This is a genomic window from Arthrobacter sp. NPDC056886, assembly GCF_042788715.1.
Classification (GTDB): domain Bacteria; phylum Actinomycetota; class Actinomycetes; order Actinomycetales; family Micrococcaceae; genus Arthrobacter.
This window is the reverse complement of the sequence record NZ_JBHUBT010000009.1, coordinates 116927-134779: the sequence shown is the minus strand read 5'-3', so window position 1 is coordinate 134779 and position 17853 is coordinate 116927. Positions and strand designations below refer to the sequence as shown.

General features: G+C 67.7%; 17 protein-coding genes. 12 read left to right on the top strand and 5 right to left on the bottom strand.

Features of this window, described 5'->3' with window-relative positions:
- Nucleotides 1–76: 76 nt before the first annotated feature.
- From ACFRJ8_RS16455 to ACFRJ8_RS16435, 5 genes are all read right to left on the bottom strand, one after another.
- Nucleotides 77–709 carry a DUF4232 domain-containing protein gene (locus tag ACFRJ8_RS16455; RefSeq protein WP_377987221.1) on the bottom strand — a complete coding sequence of 211 codons (633 nt, stop codon included), beginning with the start codon at nt 707–709 and terminating at the stop codon, nt 77–79.
- 145 nt (nt 710–854) lie between these two features.
- Nucleotides 855–1001: a hypothetical protein gene (locus ACFRJ8_RS16450; RefSeq protein WP_377987220.1), complete on the bottom strand. Its 147-nt coding sequence runs from the start codon at nt 999–1001 to the stop codon at nt 855–857.
- Entirely contained in the window at nt 988–1233 is a 246-nt protein-coding gene (locus tag ACFRJ8_RS16445) for a hypothetical protein (RefSeq protein WP_377987219.1), read from the bottom strand. Before ACFRJ8_RS16445 ends, ACFRJ8_RS16450 begins: the two co-directional genes overlap by 14 nt.
- A gap of 120 nt (nt 1234–1353) precedes the next feature.
- Nucleotides 1354–1956 carry an SRPBCC family protein gene (locus ACFRJ8_RS16440; protein ID WP_377987218.1) on the bottom strand — a complete coding sequence of 201 codons (603 nt, stop codon included), beginning with the start codon at nt 1954–1956 and terminating at the stop codon, nt 1354–1356.
- A gap of 11 nt (nt 1957–1967) precedes the next feature.
- Nucleotides 1968–2993 carry a LacI family DNA-binding transcriptional regulator gene (locus ACFRJ8_RS16435; RefSeq protein WP_377987217.1) on the bottom strand — a complete coding sequence of 342 codons (1026 nt, stop codon included), beginning with the start codon at nt 2991–2993 and terminating at the stop codon, nt 1968–1970.
- 285 nt (nt 2994–3278) lie between these two features.
- On the opposite strand from ACFRJ8_RS16435, the gene ACFRJ8_RS16430 reads away from it, so the two are divergent.
- From ACFRJ8_RS16430 to ACFRJ8_RS16375, 12 genes are all read left to right on the top strand, one after another.
- Complete coding sequence (locus ACFRJ8_RS16430) at nt 3279–4823, top strand: sugar ABC transporter ATP-binding protein (RefSeq protein ID WP_377987216.1); 1545 nt, start codon at nt 3279–3281, stop codon at nt 4821–4823.
- Entirely contained in the window at nt 4820–5866 is a 1047-nt protein-coding gene (locus tag ACFRJ8_RS16425; protein WP_377987215.1) for an ABC transporter permease, read from the top strand. Before ACFRJ8_RS16430 ends, ACFRJ8_RS16425 begins: the two co-directional genes overlap by 4 nt.
- On the top strand, nt 5859–6941 hold the full coding sequence (locus ACFRJ8_RS16420; protein ID WP_377987214.1) for an ABC transporter permease: 1083 nt from the start codon (nt 5859–5861) through the stop codon (nt 6939–6941). The genes ACFRJ8_RS16425 and ACFRJ8_RS16420 overlap by 8 nt, the downstream gene beginning before the upstream one ends.
- A 79-nt stretch (nt 6942–7020) precedes the next feature.
- Nucleotides 7021–8088, top strand: a complete 1068-nt coding sequence (gene rhaS, locus ACFRJ8_RS16415) for a rhamnose ABC transporter substrate-binding protein (protein WP_377987213.1) — start codon at nt 7021–7023, stop codon at nt 8086–8088.
- 190 nt (nt 8089–8278) lie between these two features.
- Nucleotides 8279–9727: an arabinose isomerase gene (locus ACFRJ8_RS16410; RefSeq protein WP_377987212.1), complete on the top strand. Its 1449-nt coding sequence runs from the start codon at nt 8279–8281 to the stop codon at nt 9725–9727.
- Nucleotides 9724–10107 (top strand): L-rhamnose mutarotase, encoded by a 384-nt coding sequence (locus ACFRJ8_RS16405; RefSeq protein ID WP_377987211.1) that lies wholly within the window; start codon nt 9724–9726, stop codon nt 10105–10107. Before ACFRJ8_RS16410 ends, ACFRJ8_RS16405 begins: the two co-directional genes overlap by 4 nt.
- Nucleotides 10104–11270, top strand: a complete 1167-nt coding sequence (gene rhaI / locus ACFRJ8_RS16400) for an L-rhamnose isomerase (RefSeq protein WP_377987210.1) — start codon at nt 10104–10106, stop codon at nt 11268–11270. Before ACFRJ8_RS16405 ends, rhaI begins: the two co-directional genes overlap by 4 nt.
- A gap of 6 nt (nt 11271–11276) precedes the next feature.
- Nucleotides 11277–13328, top strand: coding sequence for a bifunctional aldolase/short-chain dehydrogenase (locus ACFRJ8_RS16395; RefSeq protein ID WP_377987209.1), 2052 nt, complete (start codon nt 11277–11279; stop codon nt 13326–13328).
- 2 nt (nt 13329–13330) lie between these two features.
- Nucleotides 13331–14836: a rhamnulokinase family protein gene (locus ACFRJ8_RS16390; protein WP_377987340.1), complete on the top strand. Its 1506-nt coding sequence runs from the start codon at nt 13331–13333 to the stop codon at nt 14834–14836.
- On the top strand, nt 14833–15636 hold the full coding sequence (locus tag ACFRJ8_RS16385; protein WP_377987208.1) for a (Fe-S)-binding protein: 804 nt from the start codon (nt 14833–14835) through the stop codon (nt 15634–15636). Before ACFRJ8_RS16390 ends, ACFRJ8_RS16385 begins: the two co-directional genes overlap by 4 nt.
- Complete coding sequence (locus ACFRJ8_RS16380; RefSeq protein WP_377987207.1) at nt 15633–17198, top strand: LutB/LldF family L-lactate oxidation iron-sulfur protein; 1566 nt, start codon at nt 15633–15635, stop codon at nt 17196–17198. The genes ACFRJ8_RS16385 and ACFRJ8_RS16380 overlap by 4 nt, the downstream gene beginning before the upstream one ends.
- Nucleotides 17195–17836: a lactate utilization protein C gene (locus ACFRJ8_RS16375; protein ID WP_377987206.1), complete on the top strand. Its 642-nt coding sequence runs from the start codon at nt 17195–17197 to the stop codon at nt 17834–17836. Before ACFRJ8_RS16380 ends, ACFRJ8_RS16375 begins: the two co-directional genes overlap by 4 nt.
- The last annotated feature ends 17 nt before the right edge of the window (nt 17837–17853 follow it).

Here is a 17853-nt window from a genome sequence, read left to right as displayed (position 1 = left end):
GCCCCTGCGGGCCTTGGCGGCTCCAGGCAGGCGAAAGGACCGTGGCGGGCCGTTGCAGAGTTGCGGTGCCCTGGCGTTACTTGGCCTGGAAAGCTGCGATGGTCAACAGATTGATGTCCGTGTTGGCGCAGGCGTCCAGCGGCTGCGCGAGGAACAGCGAGTCTGTGTCGTTCGGCGGGTAGACCCGGAATCCTGCCGCCGGCGTCTTGGTGCAGTTCGGGTAGTTGGCGGCCTGGGTATACCGCAGTGTGGCGGTGCCGGCCTGGCCCGGGGCGAGCAGGACATCGGTGACTGGGGCCGACTCGTCGCGGGTGGCGGGGGCTCCGATCGGCTTGCCGTCGGCACCGGCTGTGAGGGAGACGCCCGCATAGCCCTTCAGCAGGCAGGGTTCTTTGCCGGAGTTGGTCAGGATCAGCTGCATGTAAACGCTGCCCGCCGCGCCGCCGCCGGAGGAGTCGGTGGTGCCAGTCAGGCTTGCGGCTTTGCACAGTGCCGGGCCTGCTTGGGCTGCCTGCGAGGATGCAGGTGCCGCCGAGGATTCAGTTGGGGCGTCGGAAGTCGCCGGCTGGCTGGTTTCGCTGGCCGACGTTGTGGGTGGGGAAGTGGCCGACTGAGTCTGCGTCGAGCTGCCCCCGCAGCCGCTGAGCAGGAGGGCCGCCGCGGCAGCCGTTGTCACAACCAGTGCGTGCGTCAATCGTTGAGACGTCATGGCTCAACCATTATGCCCGCCGTTGCCTTAGTCAACGATGCCACGGCGGCGGAGCCCGATTGATGCCCGGATTGTGATTTCCGGGCATCGACCGAGGTCAAGCTCCTACGTGCCCGTGGGACCGCGGCGCAGGGGGCCGTTGCCGCTAATCGGTCTCGGGGCCGGAGCAGTAGTGGCAATCATCAGGGCAGGAGGAAGCGGGGCCGGCTGCCCAGGTGCCCGTCCCGGTTGCGATGCCGGTCGCGGAGTTCGGCGGTTGCATCACGACGGACTGGCGGTCAGTTGTCAGCATGGCCGGCTCCTTCGGGGTCTGCCACGATCAGTTCGAAGCCGTCGGTAACATGGAACAGCTTTCGGAACCCACCCTCGGAAACCACCCACACGACGGCGCCGTCGGCGGTGCGGTTGTCCACGCGGCCCGCGTGCTCGAGGCGGCCGCCCCGGCGGAGGTGGACGGCGTCGCCGATCTCGACGACGTCCCAGTCGGTGGCGCGGCCCGAGGGCCGGTTATTCTGCAATGTCATGAGGATTCCTGAACGGTTACGGACAAACGAGGATGTGATCCAGCTAACCGTGGAATGGCCTGCCACCTCAATGGTCAAGTGAATGACACACTCCAGTCATGTTGTGCAGGCGTCCAGACGCTACGGGCCCGGGCGTGAGTCCTTGCGGGCTGCCCGCGCGCGGGCGGCGAGCCGGGTCAGTCGAGTAAAGGTGGGCGGTGGTGGCGGTGGAACACTGGATGCCCCATGAGGAGGGGTCCGCGCTGTGGCCCTGCGCCGGCGGAGCTCCAGGGCGAGGCTCTCTTGGCCGCGGGCCATCGCCCAGCGGTGATTGGCGGCGAAGCCGGGCTTGAGCAGCCAGCTCAGCCGGCGCAGCAGGGGCTTGGCGGCGTTGACGCGCCAGTCGTAGGTGATGACCGTTTCGGGCCCGTCCGGCTCGAAGGTCCAGCGGCCGGTGCCGTTGAGGTCGCCTGCCGCGGTGAGGGCGAAGCCGCGGGGCGTGACTGGCTCCGTGACCGTGAGGGTCCAGCGGAGCGTGTAGGGCAGCCAGCCTTTGGTGTGCAGGCGTGCGGGACGGGGAATCCCGGGCCCGGGCTCGGGGCCGCCGGCCACCGGCTCGGCGCTGAGGTAGACGGACGGCCACCAGCGGGGCATGGAAGTCGCCTCGCCCAGGACGGCCGCGACCTCTTCCGGCGTTCCCGCCACGCGCCAGGCGGTCCGGAACTCATAGTCTGTGCTGCCCATCGGGGCCTCCTTTAGCCCTGCGTTGATTGGCCCTGCGTTGATGCCCTCACTATCAGTTCGGGCGGGAATACCACCTGGGTGGGTTCAAAACCGTCCTCGGAGGCCGCTTCCCGGAGCAACAATTCCAGGGCAGTGGAGCCGATGAGGGCGCTGGGCTGCCGGATGGAGGACAGCGGCACGACGGCGGCGGCGGCGAACTCGATGTCGTCATAGCCGATCAGGGCGATCTCTTGCGGCACCTTGACGCCGCCCATGAGCATCAGGCCCTGGAGGACACCGATGGCCAAAAGGTCGTTGGCTGCAAAGATCGCCTCCGGGCGTTCGGCTTCGGGCCGGGACCGGATGGACTCGCCCGCCGCCCTTCCCGAAAGCACGGTCAGGGATTCCGTCGCAATGACCTCGAGGGTGGCACCCGCAACGGCGTCGATGGCCTTCCGCGCCCCTGCCAATCGGTCCGCCACCTGCCGGATGCTTGCCGGGCCGCCAACAAACGCGATCCGCCGCCGGCCCAGCGACAACAGGTGGGCCGCAGCCATCTCACCGCCCGCCAGGTCATCCACGGCCACCGAGGAGAAACTCAAGTTCTCGGTCTGTCGGTCCACAAGCACCGTCGGGATGCCACGGCGCCGCAGTTGCTCCAGGCGGGGGATCACATTCCCCACAGGGGACAGCAGCACGCCCCGCACGCGCTGCTGCTCGAAGAGATCCAGGTAGGCCGATTCCCGGCCGTCGTCCTCGTTGCTATTTCCGACGAGGACCGTCAAGTTCTCCGCGCTGGCGCGGTCCTCCGCGCCCCTGGCCAGATCCGAGAAGAAGGGGTTCGCGGCGTCCAGCACCACCAGGCCGATGCTGTGGCTCATGCCCGCGCGCAACTGCCGCGCGGCGTCGTTCCGGACGAATCCCAGCTTGTCGATGGCGGAGTGGACCCTGAGGGTGACTTCGGCAGAGACCTTCTCCGGCCGGTTCAGCACATTGGAGACCGTCCCCACCGAGACGCCGGCCAAGGCCGCGACGTCCTTGACGCTGGCTGAAACCATTTCCTGTGCTCCTGAAAGGTGGACGGCGCAGCCTTTGGGCAGGCGCACCGTCGGCCAACTACTCACTTCAGGATACCCGCCGGGACCCACTTTGAACCCTTTCATTGAAACGAATCAAAAGGCGCGTCACGAATGATCGACCACGGTTGACGTGTCCATTTGAAGACCCTATGATTCAAATCACAGCTGGCTATGAAACGATTCATTACAGCGTTCACAAGGTGTTCACTGAGGAAGTGTCCACTAAGGCAGCGTTCACTAAGCCCCAAAGGTGCGGTTAATTTTATGCAGCAGACATACAGTTCCCGGTCTGGCCCCTCTGAGGGGGAGCCGGTTCCGGTCCTCTCGCTCTCTCACGCAGCCAAGACCTTCGGCCCGGTCGTCGCCCTGGCCGATGGAACCATCAACATCGAGGCTGGCGAAATCCACGCGCTGGTCGGGGAGAACGGCGCCGGCAAGTCCACGCTGGTGAAAATCCTGGCAGGTTTGCACCACCCCGATTCCGGCGACTTCCGGGTGGCGGGCCAGAGCGTGCAGTTCCGCAACGTTGCCGAGAGCAAGGATGCTGGCATATCGGTCATCTACCAGGAACCCACACTCTTTCCGGACCTGAGTGTTGCAGAGAACATCTTCATTGGCCGCCAGCCCAAAGGCCGCCTCGGGCTCATCAGCAAGGCGACGATGGTCAGGGAGGCGCACAAGCTGTTCGAACGGCTTGGCGTTCCGATTGAGCCGACCCGCATCGCCGAGGGCCTGTCCATCGCGGACCAGCAGATCATTGAAATCGCCAAGGCCATTTCGCTGGACGCCAAAGTCCTGGTGATGGACGAGCCCACCGCCGCCCTCAGTGGCGTCGAGGTGGAACGGCTGTTCGCCGTCGCCCGGAGCCTCCGGGACCGCGGGACCGGGATCCTCTTCATTTCGCACCGTTTCGATGAGGTCTTTGACCTGTGCGACCGCATCACCGTCATGCGGGATGGCCGCTACATCTCCACCCACCGGACCGCCGACGTCACGGTCGAACAGATCGTTCGCGAGATGGTGGGCCGCGACATTGGCGCACTGTTCCCCAAGACGCCTGCCGAGATCGGCGACGTGGTCCTGAAAGTGGACGGCCTCAGCCGCGCCGGGGTGTTCCGCGATATCAGCTTCGAGGTCCGCGCCGGGGAAATCGTTGCCCTGGCCGGCCTCGTGGGCGCCGGCCGCACCGAGGTGGCCCGTGCCGTGTTCGGTATTGATCCCTACGACGCCGGCGCCATCACCTTCGACGGGCGCACGCTCAAGCCCCGGGATCCCCAGGTGGCCATCACCGCCGGGATGGGCTTCGTCCCGGAGGACCGCCGCAAGCAGGGCCTGGTGATGGACCTGTCCGTGGCCCGGAATGTCACGCTCACGCTGCGCAACAAGTTCACGACGGCGGGCCTGATCAACGGTGCCGCCGAGCGGCGCGCCGCCCAGGAGTGGAGCCAGCGGCTCCAGGTGAAGACCGGGTCGCAGGAGCACGCCGTCTCCACGCTCTCCGGCGGCAACCAGCAAAAGGTGGTGCTCGCCAAGTGGCTGGCCACGGACCCGCGGCTGCTGATCATCGACGAACCCACCCGCGGCATCGACGTCGGCACCAAGAGCGAGGTCCACCGGCTCATTTCGGTCCTCGCCGGGCGCGGAATAGCGATTCTGATGATCTCCTCCGAACTGCCCGAGGTCCTCGGCATGGCAGACCGCGTCCTGGTCATGCGCGAAGGCCGGATCACCGCCGAACTCGACCGTGCCGATGCGAATCCCGAATCGGTCATGCACGCCGCCACGTCTTCCGCAGGAGGAACCCTGTGAGCTCAGCTCTGGACCACAAGAACGCAACGACGACGGCGCCCGCCGCCGGCGCCCGCGGCGCAGCCGCTGCGGTGCTGCGGATGCGCGAACTCCCCGTGCTGATCGCGCTGGCGCTGCTGGTATTCGTCACTTACCTGATCAACCCGCTGTTCCTCACCGCCCAGGGCGTGAAGGACCTGCTGCTCAACGCCACCATCATCATGATTCTGGCCGTAGGGCAGACCCTGCTGATTATCACCCGGAACATCGACCTCTCCGTCGGTTCCATGCTGGGACTGGTCGCCTTCGGCACCGGCTCCATCTTCGCGGCCGTGCCGGACGTGCCGATCATCGCCGTCTTTGCGATCGGCATGGCCTTCGGGGCAGTGCTCGGCGCCATCAACGGCGCCCTGGTCACCCTGGCCAAGGTTCCTGCCCTGGTCATCACGCTCGGGACGCTCTACGTGTACCGCGGCCTGAACAACGCCTGGGCCGGCGGCAAACAGTTCTTCGCCGGCGACCGTCCGGAGGAGTTCGGCGCCCTCTCGGTGAACACCTTCCTGGGGTTCCCCGTCATCACACTGCTGGCCATCGTCGTCGTGATCGCCGTGGCCGTCTACATGTCCGGCACCCGCCCGGGACGTGACCTGTACGCCATCGGCTCGGACCCGGACGCGGCCACTGCCTTCGGCATCAAGGTCTCCAAGCGCGTGTTCCTGGCCTTCCTGGCCAACGGGGCGCTCGCCGGCCTGGCGGGCGTGCTCTACGCCAGCCGCTTCAACTCGGTCGGCGCCACCACCGGCACCGGCATGGAACTGACCGTGGTGGCGGCCGCCGTCGTCGGCGGCGTGGCCATTTTCGGCGGCAGCGGATCGGTGACCGGCGCCGCCCTCGGCGCGGTGCTCCTGACCACCATCACCAGTTCCCTGACCGCCCTGCGGGTGGACAAATTCTGGCAGCAGGCGATCGTCGGCGTGCTGATCCTCACCGCCATCATCATCGACCGCGTGGCCAGCCTGCGCACAGCCAAGAAACTGCGGATTAGCGAGGCTCGCAATGTCTGAAACCACGTCCACCACCAGCACGGCACCGGCGCCCGTGGCTGACAACACCAAGCCGCTGGCCAGCGAACCGAAGGGCCGGACCGGCGCCGCACGGATCCTGACCGGCCGTGACGCCATCACCATCTACGCCCTGGTTGCTTTCCTGATCTACGCCGCCATCGCGATCCCGCGCTTCGCCTCCCCGGTCACCACCGGCTTCCTGCTCCTGGACGTGATCCCGGTCCTGCTGATCGCCATGCCGATGACGCTGATCATCATCACGGGCGAGATCGACCTGTCCGTGGCCAGCACGGCCGGGCTGACCAGCGCCTTGATGGGCGTCCTCTGGGCCGGCGGGATGGACATCTGGCTGGTCCTGGCCATCAGCCTGCTGGCAGGCGTTGCCGCCGGCATGTTCAACGGCTTCCTGATCGCGGTCCTCGGGCTGCCCTCCCTGGCGGTCACCATCGGCACCCTGGCGTTGTTCCGCGGCCTGGCCCTGGTCATCATCGGCGACAACGCGGTGGCCAACTTCCCGAAGGCGCTGACCGCCTTCTTCACCTCCAAAATCGGCGGGACCGGCATCCCCACGGTGATGATCGGCGTCGTGCTGGTGATGGTCTTCTTCGGCGTGCTGCTGCACTTCACGCCGTTCGGACGGGGGCTCTATGCGATGGGCTACAGCAAGGAAGCCGCCAGCTTCGTCGGCATCAACGTGGCGCGCAGCAAGTTCTGGCTGTACGTCGGATCCGGCGCCGTCTCTGCGCTCGCAGGCATCTACTGGACCCTGCGCTACACGAGCGCCCGCAGCGACAACGCCTCCGGCTTGGAACTGGCCGTCATCGCCGCTGTCCTGCTGGGCGGCGTGTCGATCTTCGGCGGCAAGGGCTCCATTCCCGGCGTCATCGCCGGCGTCCTGCTGATCGGGACGCTCAACTACGCCCTCCGCCTGGCCCGGGTGTCCGACGTCGTCCTCATCACGGTGACCGGGCTGCTGCTGATCGTCTCGGTGGTGGCACCGAGTATCGGCTCCGCGATCAGGCAATGGCGCCACACCCGGCGCGTACGCCGAAGTTTCACCAGCAAGGCCACCTGAAATCTGCACACCAGCACCACAGAAACCGTGCCCGCCTGGGGCCGGCCGCACCTACCGCACGAAGGAAAAGGGAAGAACGATGATGTTGAACCGCAAGAACACGGGCCGGACCGGCCGACTGGGAAGCATGGTGGCCATCACCGCCGTGGCCGCACTGGCACTGACAGCCTGCAACAGCGGCTCTGCATCCTCCAGTGATACCAACAGCCCCTCAGCAGCGGGAGGGGACCAAAAGATCACCTTCATCCCCAAGCAGCTGAACAACCCGTACACGGACGTCGTCCTGGGCGGCGGCAAGAAGGGCGCCACCGAGGCAGGCTTCGCCTCCTCCCAGGTCGTCGGACCGCTGGAAGCCTCCGCCTCCAGCCAGGTTTCCTTCATCAACGCCGAGACCCAGGCCGGCACGAACGTCATCACGATTGCCGCCAACGACCCCGACGCCGTCTGCACGGCCCTCGGCGAAGCCCGCTCCGCCGGCGCCAAGATTGTCGCGTTCGACTCTGACACCAACCCCGACTGCCGCGACGTCTTCATCAGCCAGGTGGTAGCCAAGGACGTTGCCCTGATCCAGACCAAGCTGATCTCCGAGCAGATCGGCGGCAGTGGCGAGATCGCCATCCTGTCCGCCACGGCCAACGCCACGAACCAGAACGAGTGGATCAAGTACATGGAGGAGGAGCTTGCCTCCAACCCCGCGTACAAGGACATCAAGCTGGTTGCCAAGGTCTACGGCGATGACAACGACACCAAGTCCTTTCAGGAGGCCCAAGGCCTCATGCAGGCCCACCCGAACCTGAAGGGCATCATCTCGCCCACCACGGTGGGCATCGCCGCCACCGCCCGGTACCTCTCAACGTCTGCCTACAAGGGCAAGGTTGCCCTCACCGGGCTGGGGCTGCCGAATGAAATGCGGCCCTTCGTGAAGGACGGAACCGTCAAGGAGTTCGCCCTCTGGGACCCGGCGCAGCTTGGCTATGTTGCCGCGTTCGCCGGCAAGGCCCTTACGGACGGCAAGATCACCGGCGCCGAAGGCGACACCTTCACCGCCGGCGAGCTTGGCGAACGCAAGGTCGAAAAGGGTGGCCTGGTGATTGTCGGCCCGCCGACCGTCTTCAACGCCGAGAACATCGACAAGTACAACTTCTGATCCGTAGCTGAACCATCCCGAGCGGCCGGGCGGGCCGCCGACAGCCCGCCCGGCACCTCATCCCCTCCTCTCACCATTTCCACTTCACCGGTGCCACAGCACCGGGTCCACGGCGCCTTCCCCACAGCCGTGCCCGGAAACCAGGCACCAGAGCCCCAGGTTCTCTTTTCCACGCCGGAAGGCCCCCTAAATGAACCAGAAACAACCGGCCGACCGGCTGCTGCACCCGCACCGGCGCCGCCCCACCCGCATCGGGCTGGTCTCCGGCGGGCTGGGCGCCTACTGGCCCCAGTTCCCGGAACTGCTGCCGCAGCTGCGGGAGTCCGTCCGCTACGTCACTGGCCGCTTCCAGGGGCTCGACGCCGACGTCGTCGACACCGGCTTCATCTCCGACGCCCAGGAAGCCGCGACGGCCGGCGAAAAGCTGCGAGTCGCCGACTGCGACCTCATCGTCATCTTCCTCACCACGTACCTGACCTCTTCCATGGTTCTGCCCATCGCCCAACGGGCGAAGACCCCCGTCCTGGTGATCGACCTGCAGCCCACCGAAGCGATGGATCACGCCAACTTCGACACCGGCAAGTGGCTGGCCTACTGCGGCCAGTGCCCCGTGCCGGAGGTCGCCAACGTCTTCCGCCGGGCCGGCATCGACTTCCGCTCAGTCTCCGGGCACCTCAAGCAGGAGTCCGCCTGGGAGCGGATCACGCAGTGGGTCCACGCCGCCGGCGTCCGCGCCCGGCTCCGCAATGCCCGGCACGGGCTCATGGGCCACCTCTATCCGGGCATGCTCGATGTCGCCACGGACCTCACCACCGTCTCGACCACGTTCGGCTCCCATGTCGAGGTCCTCGAATTCGATGACCTCCGCGAACGGGTCAACGAAGTGACGGACGCGGAGGTCTCCGAACGGCTCGAGCTCGCCCGCGAACTTTTCGTTGTCGATGATTCCGTGAACGACGACGACTTTGCCTGGGGCGCGCAGGTGTCGGTGGGCCTGGACCGCCTCGTGGAGGACTTCGACCTCGACTCTGTGGCCTACTACCACCGCGGACTGGCCGGGGAACAGCACGAACGGCTGGGCGCCGGGATGATCCTGGGCTCCTCCATCCTGACCGCCAGGGGCATCCCGATGGCCGGCGAATTCGAGCTGCGGACCTCCATTGCGATGCTGGCCGCCCAGGCGATCGGCGCCGGAGGATCCTTCACCGAGATCCAGGCCCTGAACTTCCTCGACAACGTGGTCGAAATGGGACACGACGGTCCGGCCCACCTTGCCGTGTCCGCCCAGGACCCGCTCCTGCGCGGACTCGGCATCTACCACGGCAAGCGCGGCTGGGGCGTCTCGGTCGAATTCGATGTGCGCCACGGCCCCGTCACCACCTTCGGCCTCGGCCAGGACCCGGACGGAAGCTACGTCTTCGTCACCTCAGAAGGCGAAGTGGTCCCCGGCCCGCTCCTGCAGATCGGCAACACGACCTCCCGGGTGGACTTCGGCGGGGACCCCGGGCTCTGGGTGGACCAGTGGAGCCAGACCGGAATCGGCCACCATTGGGCGCTCTGCGTCGGCCACCGGGCCGCCGACATCAAGGCCGCCGCGTCCCTGCTGGGCATCGAACACCGCCACGTGGTGCTCTCATGAGCACGCAACGCGTCTGCTTCCAACTCCAGGTCAAGCCCGGGCTGATCGAGGAATACACCCGCCGGCACGCCGCCGTGTGGCCGGAGATGCTCCGGGCCCTCAAGGCCTCCGGCTGGAACAACTACTCACTCTTCCTCCGGCCCGACGGGCTCTTGATCGGCTACTTCGAAACGGAGAGCCTGACCGGAGCCCAGGCCCGGATGGCAGCCACGGACGTCAACGCCCGCTGGCAGGCAGAGATGGCCGGCTTCTTCGACGATCTCGCGGGAGCACCGGACCAGGGCTTCCTCCAGCTCACCGAAATTTTCAATCTCGAGGACCAGTTGTCCGCGGCCAACGCCGCCGGGGACAACCACCAACCGCAGAAGGAACAATCATGAACACCACAGAAACGGCCCTGGGCCGCCTCGCGGAACTCGCCATCGAGGTCCCGTCCTGGGCCTACGGCAACTCCGGCACCCGCTTCAAGGTGTTCGGCACCCCCGGCACCCCGCGCACCATCCAGGAGAAGCTGGCCGACGCCGCCAAGGTCCACGAACTCACCGGCCTGGCGCCCACGGTTGCGCTTCACATTCCCTGGGACAAGGTGGATGACTACGCGGCCCTGAAGGAGTACGCGGCGGGACTGGGCGTGGGCCTGGGCACGGTGAATTCCAATACCTTCCAGGATGACGAGTACAAGTTTGGTTCGCTGACCGCCCTGGACCCCGCGGTCCGCCGCCGCGCCATCGATCACCACCTGGAGTGCCTGGAGATCATGCACGCCACGGGCTCGCAGGACCTGAAGATCTGGCTCGCGGACGGCACCAACTACCCGGGCCAGGACGACATGCGCGGCCGGCAGGACCGGCTGGCCGAATCCCTGCAGGAAATCTACGCCGCCCTGGGCGACGAGCAGCGCCTGGTGCTCGAATACAAGTTCTTCGAGCCGGCTTTTTACCACACCGACGTCCCGGACTGGGGCACCTCCTACGCCCAGACCCTGGCCCTGGGCGAGAAGGCCTTCGTCTGCCTCGACACCGGCCACCACGCCCCGGGCACCAACATCGAATTCATCGTCATGCAGCTGCTGCGCCTAGGCAAGCTGGGCTCCTTTGACTTCAATTCCCGCTTCTACGCGGACGATGACCTGATCGTCGGCGCCGCCGATCCGTTCCAGCTCTTCCGCATCATGCATGAGGTCATCCGCGGCGGCGGCTTCGGTAAAGAGTCCGGCGTCGCCCTGATGCTGGACCAGTGCCACAACCTGGAGGAAAAGATCCCGGGCCAGATCCGCTCCGTGCTCAACGTCCAGGAAATGACGGCCCGCGCCCTGCTTATCGACACCGACGCGCTGGCCGAGGCCCAGCGCAGTGGCGACGTCCTGGCCGCCAACGGCATCTTCAACGATGCCTTCTATACCGATGTCCGCCCGGCGCTGGCGCAGTGGCGTGAATCCCGCGGCCTGCCCGCGGACCCGCTGGCCGCCTTCAAGGACAGCGGCTACCAGAAGAAGATCAACGAGGACCGCATCGGCGGCCAGCAAGCCGGATGGGGAGCATAAGAAGGCATGAACATGCAGAACACAGCCAACAAGACTGTTGAAGAACTGATTGCCCGTTCCAACCGCCTCGGCGCGGACAAGCGGAACACCAACTTCGCTGGCGGAAACACCTCCGCCAAGGGCACGGAAAAGGACCCCGTGACCGGCGAGGACGTCGAACTCCTGTGGGTCAAGGGCTCCGGCGGGGACCTGGGCACGCTGAAGGCCGAGGGTCTTGCCGTGCTGCGGCTGGACCGGCTGCAGGCCCTGAAAAACGTGTACCCCGGCGTCGAGCGTGAAGACGAAATGGTGGCCGCATTCGACTACTGCCTGCACGGCAAAGGCGGCGCCGCCCCCTCGATCGACACCGCGATGCACGGGCTGGTCGACGCCGCGCACGTGGACCACCTGCACCCGGACTCCGGCATCGCCATTGCCACGGCCGCCGACGGCGAGGCCCTCACCAAGGAGATCTTCGGCGAGAAGGTGGCGTGGGTGCCGTGGCGTCGCCCCGGTTTCCAGCTGGGCCTGGACATCGCCGCGATTAAGGACGCAAACCCGCACGCCGTCGGCACCATCCTCGGCGGCCACGGCATCACCGCCTGGGGCGCCACCAGCGAGGAAGCCCAGGCCAACTCGCTGTGGATCATCGAGCAGGCCGAACAGTACATCAAGGACCACGGCCGCACCGAACCGTTCGGGCCGAAGCTGCCCGGCTACGCCGCCCTCCCCGAGACCGAGCGCCGCACGAAGGCCGCCGCCCTGGCGCCCGTGATCCGCGGACTCGCCTCGACGGACAAGCCTCAGCTGGGCCACTTCAGCGATGACCCCGCCGTCCTGGAGTTCCTCGAAGCCGCCGAGCACCCGCGGCTCGGGGCCCTGGGAACGTCCTGCCCGGACCACTTCCTGCGCACCAAGGTCAAGCCGCTGGTCCTGGACCTGCCCTCCGACGCCTCGATCGAGGACTCTGTGGCCCGGCTCAAGGAACTCCACGCCGCCTACCGCGAGGACTACCAGGGGTATTACAGCCGGCACGCGACCCCGGACAGTCCCGCTCTGCGCGGCGCAGATCCCGCGATCGTGCTGGTTCCCGGGGTGGGCATGTTCTCCTTCGGGGCGAACAAGCAGACCGCCCGGGTGGCGGGGGAGTTCTACCTCAACGCCATCAACGTCATGCGCGGCGCCGAGGCAGTCTCCACCTACGCCCCGATCGAGGAATCCGAAAAGTTCCGGATCGAATACTGGGCCCTCGAAGAGGCCAAGCTGGCCCGGATGCCCCAGCCTAAATCTCACGTCGGCCGGATCGCCCTGGTGACCGGGGCGGCGTCGGGCATCGGCAAGGCGATCGCCACCCGCTTCGCTGCCGACGGCGCGTGCGTGGTCATCGCCGACCTGAACCTGGACAACGCCCAGGCCGTGGCCGCGGAACTCGGCGGCCGCGACGTCGCGATCGGTGTGCAGGCCGACGTCACCGACGAAGCCCAGATCGCCGCCGCCATCCAGGAAGCAGTCCTGGCCTTCGGCGGCCTGGACCTGGTGGTCAACAACGCCGGGCTCTCTATCTCCAAGCCGCTCCTGGAAACCACGGAAAAGGACTGGGACCTGCAGCACAACGTCATGGCCAAGGGCTCCTTCCTGGTGGCCAAAGCCGCGGCGCAGGTGATGATCAGCCAGGAAATGGGCGGGGACATCATCTACATCTCCTCCAAGAACTCCGTGTTCGCCGGCCCGAACAACATCGCCTACTCCGCCACCAAGGCAGACCAGGCGCACCAGGTCCGGCTCCTCGCCGCGGAACTGGGCGAGTACGGGATCCGGGTCAACGGCATCAACCCCGACGGCGTGGTCCGCGGCTCCGGGATCTTCGCCGGCGGCTGGGGCGCCAAGCGCGCCGCGGTCTACGGCGTGCAGGAAGAGGAGCTCGGCAAGTACTACGCCCAGCGCACCCTGCTCAAGCGCGAAGTCCTGCCCGAAAACGTGGCCAACGCCGCCGCCGTGCTCACCGGCAGCGAGCTCTCCCACACCACCGGGCTGCACATCCCCGTGGACGCCGGCGTCGCCGCCGCCTTCCTGCGATGAGCATGGTGTCAACCACCGACGTCGACGGCGGCCTGTTCGCCGCCGTCGACATCGGCGCCTCCTCCGGCCGCGTCATCCTGGGCCGGGTCGCGGGCAGTCCCGGTGGGACGAGGGCCGAACTGGAGACGGTGCACCGCTTCCCCAACGGCGTCAAAGAGTTCGACGGCGGCCTCCGCTGGGACTTCGACGCGCTGTTCGCTGAGGTCCTCACCGGGCTCGCGGCTGCCGCCACGGCGGCGGCGGCCCGCGGCGAGGGCATCGCCAGCATCGGGATTGACACCTGGGCCGTGGACTACGGGCTGGTCAACAACGCCGGCGAGCTCGTAGCGGCGCCGTTCAGCTACCGCGATGACCGGTCCCGCGCCGTCGTCGCCCGGGTCCACCAGGAACTCGACCCGGCCCGGCTCTACGCCACCACGGGGCTGCAGTTCCTGCCGTTCAACTCGATCTACCAGCTCGCCACCGAGGCCGGCCTGGACGGGCTGCAGGCCCTGCTCATCCCGGACCTCATCGGATTCCTGCTGACCGGCCGGCGCCGCACCGAGGCCACCAACGCCTCCACCACGGGACTGTTCGACGCCGTCGCGGGGGAGTGGGCCACGGAGTTCCTGGCCGCCCTGGGCCTGCCCGGGGACCTGTTTCCGCCGCTGATCCAGCCCGGCGAGACCCTCGGCACCCTGCTGCCGGGGATCGCGGAACGGACCGGCCTGCCCGCTGCCACGAAGGTGGTGGCCGTGGGCTCGCACGACACTGCCTCGGCCGTCGCCGCCGTGCCCGCGGAGCGGCCCGACTTCGCCTACGTCTCCTCGGGCACCTGGTCCTTGGTCGGCGTCGAACTCTCCCACCCGGTCCTGACCGAGGCCAGCCGGGCCGCCAACTTCACCAACGAACGCGGCGTGGACGGCACCATCCGCTACCTGCGCAACGTTGGCGGACTCTGGCTGCTCAGCGAATGCCAGCGCACCTGGGCCGCCGAGGGCTACCGGCCCGGGCTCGAGGAACTCCTCGACGCGGCCGCCACTCTTCCACTCGGCGGCCCGGTCATCAACGCCGACGACCCCTACTTCATCGCCCCGGACAACATGCCCGAACGCATCCGGGCCGCCGTCGGCAACACCGGGGCGGTCCTGCCGGAGCACCCCGCGCACATCGTGCGGTGCATCCTGGACAGCCTCGCCGCCGGCTACGCCCGGACCATTGCCGACGCCGAACGGCTCGCTGATGTGCACGCCGGCGTCGTGCAAATTGTGGGCGGCGGATCCCAGAACCGGCTCCTGTGCCAGCTCACCGCCGACGCCACCGGCAAGCCCGTCCTCGCCGGACCCGTGGAAGCCACCGCCCTCGGCAACGTCCTGGTCCAGGCCCGCGCCGCCGGCGTGCTCCGCGGCGGCCTGGGTGAGCTGCGCGCCGTGGTCCGTGCCTCGCAGCAGCCGGCCGAGTACATGCCCTCACCCGTGGCCGCACACCAGAGCGCCGCCCGGTCCGTTTCCAGCAGAGGTGCCCTGTGAGAATCGCGTTGTTTGCCACCTGCATCGTGGACGCCATGTACCCGGCCACGGCGCGCGCCACCGTGTCCATCCTCGAACGGCTCGGCCACGAGGTCGTCTTCCCCGCGGGGCAGGCCTGCTGCGGGCAGATGCACGTCAACAGCGGCTACTTCAAGGAGGCGCTGCCCGTCGTCGCCAACCATGTGAAAGCATTCGAGGCGGATGAGTACGACGTCGCCGTCGCACCGTCCGGTTCCTGCGTGGCCTCCGTGAAGCACCAGCACCCCATGATCGCCCGCCGCTGCGGGGACGCCGGCCTGGAAGCCCGGGCGGCCGCCGTCGGGCACAAAACCTATGAGCTTTCCCAGCTGCTGGTCGATGTCCTGGGCGTCACGGACGCCGCGGCGCAGCTGGGCTCCTACTTCCCGCACCGGATCACCTACCACCCCAGCTGCCACGGGATGCGGCTGCTCCGGCTCGGCGACCGGCAGCTGGATCTGCTGCGCTCGGTGGCAGGCATCGAGGTGGCCGAGCTGCCCGAGGCCGAGCAGTGCTGCGGCTTCGGCGGCACGTTCTCGATGAAGAACGCGGACGTGTCCTCGGCGATGCTCGCGGACAAGACCGCCAATATCGGCGGCACCGGCGCGGAGCTTTGCGCCGGCGGCGACGCGTCCTGCCTCCTGCATATCGGCGGCGGCCTGTCGCGGCAGGGCAGTGGCGTCACCACGATGCACTTCGCCGAGATCCTGGCCAGCACCATCGAGCACCCCGCCGCCGTCACCGGCGACGTCCGCCTCACCACCGGAAGGACCGCACGATGAGCGGGACATTCCTGGGGATGCCGTCCCTGCCCGTTTTCGGCATCGGCAACCTGCACGAGCACGAGCCCTTCCCGAAAGCCGCGCACCGCGAACTCGGCAACACCCAGTTGCGGGCAAACCTCGGCCATGCCACCCGGACCATCCGGGACAAGCGGCTGGCCGTCGTGTCCGAGCTCCCCGACTGGGAGGAGCTGCGCGAGGCCGGCCGGGCGATCAAGGAATCCGTCATGGCCCGGCTGCCGGAGCTGCTGGAGCAGTTTGAAGCGAACTTCACCGCCCGCGGCGGAACCATCCACTGGGCCCGCGACGCCGGCGAAGCCAACCGGATCGTCGCTGACCTCATCCGGGACCAGGGCGCCGACGAGGTGGTCAAGGTCAAGTCCATGGCCACCCAGGAAATCGGACTCAACGAGTACCTCGAGGACCAGGGGATCGCGGCGTTCGAGACCGACCTCGCCGAACTCATCGTCCAGCTGGACCACGACAAGCCCAGCCACATCCTGGTCCCTGCGATCCACAAAAACCGCAGCCAGGTCCGGGATATCTTCCTGCGCGAGATGGAGGGCGTGGATCCGGAGCTGACCGACGAGCCGGCCCGGCTCGCCGCGGCCGCCCGGGCCCACCTGCGCCGCAAGTTCCTCAGCGCCAAGGTGGCCGTGTCCGGCGCGAACTTCGCACTCGCCGACTCCGGCACGCTCGCCGTCGTCGAATCCGAAGGCAACGGGCGCATGTGCCTGACCCTCCCGGAAACCCTTATCACTGTGATGGGCGTGGAGAAGCTGCTGCCGGCGTGGGAGGACCTCGAAGTGTTCATGCAGCTGCTCCCGCGCTCCTCCACCGGGGAGCGGATGAACCCGTACACCTCGCTGTGGACCGGGGTCACGCCCGACGACGGGCCGCAGAACGTCCACCTGGTCCTGCTGGACAACGGCCGCAGCGCCGCCCTGGCCGAGGAGATGGGCCGCTCCGCCCTGCACTGCATCCGCTGCAGCGCCTGCATGAACGTCTGCCCCGTCTACGAACGCACCGGCGGGCACGCCTACGGATCCACCTACCCGGGACCGATCGGCGCCATCCTGTCCCCGCTGCTCACAGGGATCACAGCCGAGGAGAACAACTCCCTGCCGTACGCGTCGTCGCTGTGCGGGGCCTGCTACGACGCCTGCCCGGTAAAGATTAATATCCCGGACATCCTGGTGCACTTGCGCGGCGAGGACGTGGACAGCAAACGGGGCAAGAAGAAGCTGCCGAGCCAGATGGACCTCGGCATGAAGGCGGCCTCCTGGGCGCTGTCCTCCGGCAAGAACCTCGGACTTGTCGAGAAGGCGCTGCCCCTGGGCCGGCTCGCCGCCGGACCGGACCGGAAAATCACCAAACTGCCCGGCATCGCCGCCGGCTGGACCCAAAGCCGGGACATCCCGGCACCGCCGTCGCAGTCCTTCCGGCAATGGTGGGACCAAGAGCACGAGGCCCCCGCTGCACGGGCGGCCGCAAGCGGTACCGGGGACGCCGGTACTGGATCCGCCGGCAAAAAGTCCGCCGGCACAGAGGAAAACCCGTGAACGCCCGCGCAGAAATACTCGACCGGATCCGCTCCGCCCTCCGTGATGCGCCGGCGGTACCGGAGGTGCCCCGCGACTATCGGCGCACCTCCACTCTGGGCGAAGAAGAACTCATCGAACTGCTGACGGACCGGCTCCTGGATTACAAGGCGAACGTCTTCGTCGAGGAAACGGCCGCGGTTCCGCAGCGGCTCGCCGCGCTGCTCGAAGACGCCGGCCGCTACGCCATCCCCCACGGCCTCGACCAGTCCCTGTTCGCGGAGGCGGACGCTCAGGACGGCGGTTCTAGCCGCCGGGTCATCGACGCGCCCGGGCACCGGCTCAGTGTCGAGGAACTGGACGGAGTGGACGCCGTCGTGACCGGCAGCGCCGTCGCGGTTGCCGAAACGGGCACCATCATCCTCGACGCCGGCCCGGACCGGGGCCGCCGGGTCATCAGCCTCGTCCCGGACCGGCACATCTGCATCGTCCGGGCAGGGGACATCACGGCCATCCTGCCGGAGGCGCTCCGCCGGCTCGACGCCACCCGGCCGCAGACCTGGATCAGCGGACCCAGCGCCACCAGCGACATCGAACTCGAACGCGTCGAAGGCGTCCACGGCCCCCGGACGCTGGACGTGGTGATCGTCCGCGGCTAGGTGGGAGATCGGCCGTG

Coding starts and splice junctions, on each gene's coding strand:
- ACFRJ8_RS16380 (WP_377987207.1), top strand. CDS start 15,633: ATGAGCGGGACATTCCTGGGGATGCCGTCCCTGCCCGTTTTCGGCATC.
- ACFRJ8_RS16435 (WP_377987217.1), bottom strand. CDS start 2,993: ATGGTTTCAGCCAGCGTCAAGGACGTCGCGGCCTTGGCCGGCGTCTCG.
- ACFRJ8_RS16430 (WP_377987216.1), top strand. CDS start 3,279: ATGCAGCAGACATACAGTTCCCGGTCTGGCCCCTCTGAGGGGGAGCCG.
- ACFRJ8_RS16450 (WP_377987220.1), bottom strand. CDS start 1,001: ATGCTGACAACTGACCGCCAGTCCGTCGTGATGCAACCGCCGAACTCC.
- ACFRJ8_RS16455 (WP_377987221.1), bottom strand. CDS start 709: ATGACGTCTCAACGATTGACGCACGCACTGGTTGTGACAACGGCTGCC.
- ACFRJ8_RS16390 (WP_377987340.1), top strand. CDS start 13,331: ATGGTGTCAACCACCGACGTCGACGGCGGCCTGTTCGCCGCCGTCGAC.
- ACFRJ8_RS16405 (WP_377987211.1), top strand. CDS start 9,724: ATGAGCACGCAACGCGTCTGCTTCCAACTCCAGGTCAAGCCCGGGCTG.
- ACFRJ8_RS16420 (WP_377987214.1), top strand. CDS start 5,859: ATGTCTGAAACCACGTCCACCACCAGCACGGCACCGGCGCCCGTGGCT.
- ACFRJ8_RS16395 (WP_377987209.1), top strand. CDS start 11,277: ATGAACATGCAGAACACAGCCAACAAGACTGTTGAAGAACTGATTGCC.
- rhaI (WP_377987210.1), top strand. CDS start 10,104: ATGAACACCACAGAAACGGCCCTGGGCCGCCTCGCGGAACTCGCCATC.
- ACFRJ8_RS16440 (WP_377987218.1), bottom strand. CDS start 1,956: ATGGGCAGCACAGACTATGAGTTCCGGACCGCCTGGCGCGTGGCGGGA.
- ACFRJ8_RS16445 (WP_377987219.1), bottom strand. CDS start 1,233: ATGACATTGCAGAATAACCGGCCCTCGGGCCGCGCCACCGACTGGGAC.
- rhaS (WP_377987213.1), top strand. CDS start 7,021: ATGATGTTGAACCGCAAGAACACGGGCCGGACCGGCCGACTGGGAAGC.
- ACFRJ8_RS16410 (WP_377987212.1), top strand. CDS start 8,279: ATGAACCAGAAACAACCGGCCGACCGGCTGCTGCACCCGCACCGGCGC.